Source organism: Kribbella sp. (genome assembly GCF_035655035.1).
Taxonomy (GTDB): domain Bacteria; phylum Actinomycetota; class Actinomycetes; order Propionibacteriales; family Kribbellaceae; genus Kribbella.
The window spans coordinates 1-4,984 of sequence record NZ_DASRVN010000307.1 but is presented as its reverse complement, the minus strand read 5'-3'; the positions used below and the strand labels follow the sequence as shown (position 1 = coordinate 4,984).

Genomic DNA, 4,984 nt, shown 5'->3' with positions numbered 1-4,984 from the left:
CGGTTCCGGTACGGCGACCGCGGTGTCGCTCGGCACCGTGTCGTGGCCGATCCTCCGCCGGGCCGGGTACCCACCCGAGCCCGCGGGCGGGATGCTGGCCGCGTCCGGTATCGGCGCGATCCTGTCGCCGCCGACGCTCGGCGCGGCGGCGTTCATCATCGCGGAGTTCCTGCAGGTGTCGTACCTGAAGGTGCTCGGGTTCGCGGTGATCCCGACGATCCTGTACTACCTCGGCATCCTGCTCGCGATCGAGATCGACGCCCGCAAGCACGGGACGACCTCGGCTCCGGAGCTGTCCGGGCAGTCGGCGGGGCGGCTGCTGCTGCGGTTCGGGTACCACTTCCTGTCGCTGTTCGTGATCATCGGCTTCATGGCGGTCGACGTACCGCCGTTCAAGGCGGTCGTCTACGCGGTGATCATCCAGTTCGGGCTGTCGTTCCTGGACCGGGAGCACCGGCTGACCGGGCGTCCGTTGTTCAAAGCGCTTGCCCAGGGCACCCGTTCGGTCCTGCCCGTGGTGGCCACCTGCGCGACCGCGGGCGTGATCGTCGCGGTTACCACGCAGACCGGGCTCGGGCTGAACCTCGCCGAGATCATCGTGAACGCCGCGCACGGGCTGACCGACAATCACACGGTCGTCCTGATCCTGACCGTGGTGCTGTCCGGGCTGGCCGTGATGATCCTCGGGCTCGCGGTACCGGTGACCGCGTCGTTCATCATCGCGGCGGTGGTCATCTCGCCGGCGCTGGTCCACCTCGGCGTCACGCAGCCCGAGGCGTACATGTTCATCTTCTACTACGCCGTACTCTCCGAGGTGTCGCCGCCGACCGCACTGGCCGCGGTGGCCACGGCCGCGATCACCGGCGGCCGGGTGATCCCGACGATGTGGCAGGCGTGGAAGTACACGCTGCCCGCGTTCCTGGTGCCGTTCGCGTTCGTGCTGACCGACAACGGTGCGCATCTGCTCGGTCAGGGATCGTTCGTCGGCACGGTCTGGACCACGTTGGTGTCGATGCTGGCCGTCGCGGCACTGGCCGTGGTCACCGGCGGCTGGGTGTTCGTCCGGGCGACCTGGCTCGAGCGCGCGGTCTGCCTACCGGCCGCGGCGCTGTTGCTGTACCTCGCGCCCGTAACCGTCACGGTCGGAATCTGTTTGCTACTTGTCGCCGTGGTCATCAACCTGGTCCGGCGGCAACGCCAGGCCGCTAACGAGGAAGGAATCGCATGAGACTTCGTCACCTCGTGGCGCTCGTGGCCGTCGTTTCCCTGACCGCCTGCGGTGGACAGCGCCAGCCCGCCGGATCCTCCGGCAGCGGCGGGCGGCTGACGATTGCCACCGGCAACACAACCGGCGTCTACTACCAGCTCGGCGGCGCGCTGGCCTCGGTGATCTCGCAGAAGATGTCCGGGTACCGCGCGACGGCCAGCGAGACCGGTGCCTCCGTGCAGAACATCCAGGGCCTGGTCAGCGGCAACTACGACGTCGCCTTCTCACTCGGTGACTCCGCCGCGGACGCGGTGAACGGCGTGAACAGCTTCAAGAGCAAGCAGGACGTCGTCGCGCTCACCCGGCTGTACAACAACTACACGCAGGTCGCCGTACGGACGTCCGCGAACATCAACTCGATCGCCGACCTGAAGGGCAAGCGGGTCTCCACCGGCTCGCCGAATTCCGGGACCGAGGTGATCGCGCGCCGGCTGCTCGAGTCGGCCGGCCTGAACCCGGCGTCCGACGTAACCGCCCAGCGGCTCGGGCTGCCCGAGTCGGTGGACGCGATGAAGTCCGGGTCGATCGACGCACTGGTCTGGTCCGGCGGGCTGCCGACCGGCGGCATTACCGACCTCGTTACCAGCATGGGCAACGGCGTGAAACTCTTGCCGATCACGGATCTGCTGCCCAAAATGCAGGAGAAGTACGGTGAGGTGTACTCGGCGGCACCGATCCCGGCAGCGACCTACAAGCAGCCGGCCGACGTCACGACGATCGTCGTACCGAACGTGCTGTTGGTCCGGAAGAACATGAAGGACGACCTCGCCGAGCAACTCACGAAGACGCTCTACGACAACCTGGACGCCCTGGTCACGGTGAACGCGGCCGCGAAGGGCATCACCCTCGACAACGCCGACAAGACCGACCCGGTGCCACTCCACCCGGGCGCGAAGAAGGCGCTCGACGCCCTGCACTGACCCCACGAACCGTCCTCCCCCGCACACCAGGCGCAGCGGGGGAGGACGCAGGGCCCCACACCGCACCCAGGCGCAGCGGCAACGGGCCCGAACCGGCCCCCACAACCAGGCGCAGTGAGAGCCGGTCCCGGCCCGGTCCCGACGGAACATCCGCCGGGACCGGGCCTTCTGCTGCGGCGCGGTTCCGGCGGTGGCTGGGTGTGCTAGTGCGGCTCCTCCTCGTGGGGCATCGGGGTGCCGTACAGGTAGTGGGATAGCGCGGAGTCGCGCTTCGGGTGAGCGTGGTACTTGATCGGCACCACGCGGCCCTCGGCGCTGTCCCACGCGTTGTCTGCCATCCGCCACATCCGGTGCGCGAGCCGGCCCGCCATCCCGGTGTGCGGCGACGCCGGATGCGCCCGGGTCGGCGCGACCTCCTCCGCCTCCAGCAGATCCTCCGTCAACGCGTTCACCTCCGGATCCGCGAGCTCCTCGGTGATCTGCCGGCTGTACGTCGTCTCCATCGCCTCGTGCTCGTCGAGCAACCGGTCGATGTGCTGCCACAGGTCGTCGTGCTGCAGATGCAGGAACCGGCTGTCGCCGTACTGCCTGCCCTTCAGATACCGCAGCGAACGCTCCAGCTCCTTCGCGTTCCCGACGTACCTGCCCACCATCCCCGCCCCGTCCGGGAGCCGCCGGATGTACGGCACCAGCACGTCCTCGGCCGCCGCCAGATGCTGCGCCGCGATCGCGTAGAACCAGTCCGTCTGATGCCGGTGCTCAGGATGCGCCGCATCCGGATGATGAGCCGGCTCAGCCAGCTCCCGGATCCGCGCGTGCTCGTACGTCAAGGCCATTTCGAGCGTCGAAGCGGTCACGACAACCACCTCCAATGTCTCTACCAGCCTGTGCCCATCCGCCCCAAACCGCAACCACCCCAACCCCCTCCGTAACCCACCCACAACCCACCGCCCCACCCCACACCCGCCCCGACCACCCGCGCACGTGTCACGCGTGCTGGCCGGCTGCTGGTGGTCTGTGGGTGGTGGGGAAGTGACGAACGCCCGTCGCGGGGTGCGGCGGGCGTTCGGGGGTTCGAGGGGTTTGGGGGATCAGGCGTCGGAGCTCTTTTTCCAGAGGTTGATGCCGGCTTCTACCGCGTCGGCGTCGATGGCTTCGAGTTCCTCGGGGGTGAAGGTGAGGTTGCGGACCGTGGCCAGGTTGTCCTCCAGCTGGGCGACGCTGGAGGCGCCGATGAGGGCGCTGGTGACGCGGTCGTCGCGGAGGGTCCAGGCGAGGGCCAGCTGAGCGACCGACTGGCCGCGTTCCTTGGCGATCTCGGCCAGGGCGCGGACGTGCTTCAGGGTTTCCTCGGTCAAGGAGTCCGGGTTGAGGGACTTGCCCTGTGCCGCGCGCGAGTCGGACGGGATGCCGTCCAGGTACCGGTTGGTCAGCACGCCCTGCGCCAGCGGCGAGAACGCGATCACGCCGACGCCCAGCTCACCGACCGCGTCCAGCAGGTCCTCCTCGATCCAGCGGTTCAGCATCGAGTACGACGGCTGGTGGATGAGCAGCGGCGTACCGAGCTCCTCCAGGATCCGCGCCGCCTCCCGCGTCCGGTCGGCGGAGTACGACGAGATGCCGGCGTACAGCGCCTTGCCCGAGCGGACGGCCGCATCGAGCGCGCCCATCGTCTCCTCGAGCGGCGTGTCCGGGTCGAACCGGTGCGAGTAGAAGATGTCGACGTAGTCCAGCCCCATCCGGTCCAGCGACTGGTCCAGCGACGCCAGCAGGTACTTCCGTGAGCCGCCGCCCTGACCGTACGGACCCGGCCACATGTCGTAGCCGGCCTTGGTCGAGATGATCAGCTCGTCGCGGTACTGCTTGAAGTCGCGCGCGAAGTGCGTCCCGAAGTTGGTCTCGGCCGAGCCGTACGGCGGGCCGTAGTTGTTCGCCAGGTCGAAGTGCGTGACGCCGAGGTCGAACGCCCGGCGCAGGATGTCCCGCTGCGTCGCGAACGGCTTGTCGTCGCCGAAGTTGTGCCACAACCCGAGCGAGATCGCCGGAAGCCGCAGCCCGCTCCGGCCGGTGCGCCGGTAGCTCATCTGGTCGTCGTACCGGCTCGCAGCCGCCACATAATCAGTCACGGAACCTCAGTCTGCCCCATGAGTCAACAAGTTCAAACCCCCTTGTTTTTCAGCAGAAACTCCAGCACTGAGAGCGAGAACCCCACCTTCTTGATCGTCAGACGAGGTCGGCCCACGGGGCGGGCGGCGTGGTGGTGAAGAAGTGCAGGAGGCCGAGCAGGCGGCTCGTCGTGGGAGCGGTCCAGTGGCGTTGGCCGGGCCACGGCGCGGCGGGGAGTTTGGCGAGCGCCCAGGAGAGGTGGAACCAGAGGATCGCGGCGGCGAGATCGTGCTCGGAGTCCGGGGAGTGGGCGTGCTGCCGGTAGGCGGGGAGCAGGGCGGCCACCTGGGTCAGCGGGAGCTTGGCGAAGTCCATGGCAGGCGGGGCCCACGCGGCATCACCCCAGTCGATCAGCGCGCGGAGATCGTTGCCGGGTCCCACCAGAAGGTTGTGGGCGGCAACGTCCCCGTGGATCAGCACCTTCGGGCCGCCGGCGTCGACGCGCCGGGCCAGGCGCGTGAACCAGTCGGTCAGCCAGGTCGCCGTTCCGGGGTCGATGTACCCCCGATCGGCCAGATCGTCAATCGTCCCCCACGGATCCCCCCACCCATCCTCAGGCACGCCCACCGGCACCTCCGCCGGTCCAGACGCCGGCTCACCCGCCGGCGCGCCTGGGCGTGCGGCCGGATCG

The 4,984-nt window shown here is 68.8% G+C and carries 5 protein-coding genes; 2 read left to right on the top strand and 3 right to left on the bottom strand.

The features are described from left to right. Positions 1–1,228, top strand: a 1,228-nt coding sequence (locus tag VFF46_RS17730; RefSeq protein ID WP_325038241.1) for a TRAP transporter permease, incomplete at its 5' end; no start/stop codon positions are given. Continuing rightward, complete coding sequence (locus tag VFF46_RS17725) at positions 1,225–2,187, top strand: TAXI family TRAP transporter solute-binding subunit (RefSeq protein ID WP_325038240.1); 963 nt, start codon at positions 1,225–1,227, stop codon at positions 2,185–2,187. The genes VFF46_RS17730 and VFF46_RS17725, both read left to right, overlap by 4 nt. Positions 2,188–2,390: 203 nt before the next feature. On the opposite strand, the gene VFF46_RS17720 is transcribed toward VFF46_RS17725, so the two are convergent. The 3 genes from VFF46_RS17720 to VFF46_RS17710 all read right to left on the bottom strand — a co-directional run. Next, complete coding sequence (locus tag VFF46_RS17720) at positions 2,391–3,044, bottom strand: hypothetical protein (RefSeq protein ID WP_325038239.1); 654 nt, start codon at positions 3,042–3,044, stop codon at positions 2,391–2,393. A gap of 234 nt (positions 3,045–3,278) precedes the next feature. Beyond that, entirely contained in the window at positions 3,279–4,313 is a 1,035-nt protein-coding gene (gene mgrA, locus VFF46_RS17715) for an L-glyceraldehyde 3-phosphate reductase (protein ID WP_325038238.1), read from the bottom strand. 97 nt (positions 4,314–4,410) lie between these two features. Beyond that, the coding region (locus VFF46_RS17710) for an aminoglycoside phosphotransferase family protein (protein ID WP_325038237.1) at positions 4,411–4,984 on the bottom strand (574 nt) is incomplete at its 5' end.

Bases quoted from the DNA above. Each gene is read 5' to 3' on its own strand.
- VFF46_RS17725 (WP_325038240.1), top strand. From the start codon at position 1,225: ATGAGACTTCGTCACCTCGTGGCGCTCGTGGCCGTCGTTTCCCTGACC.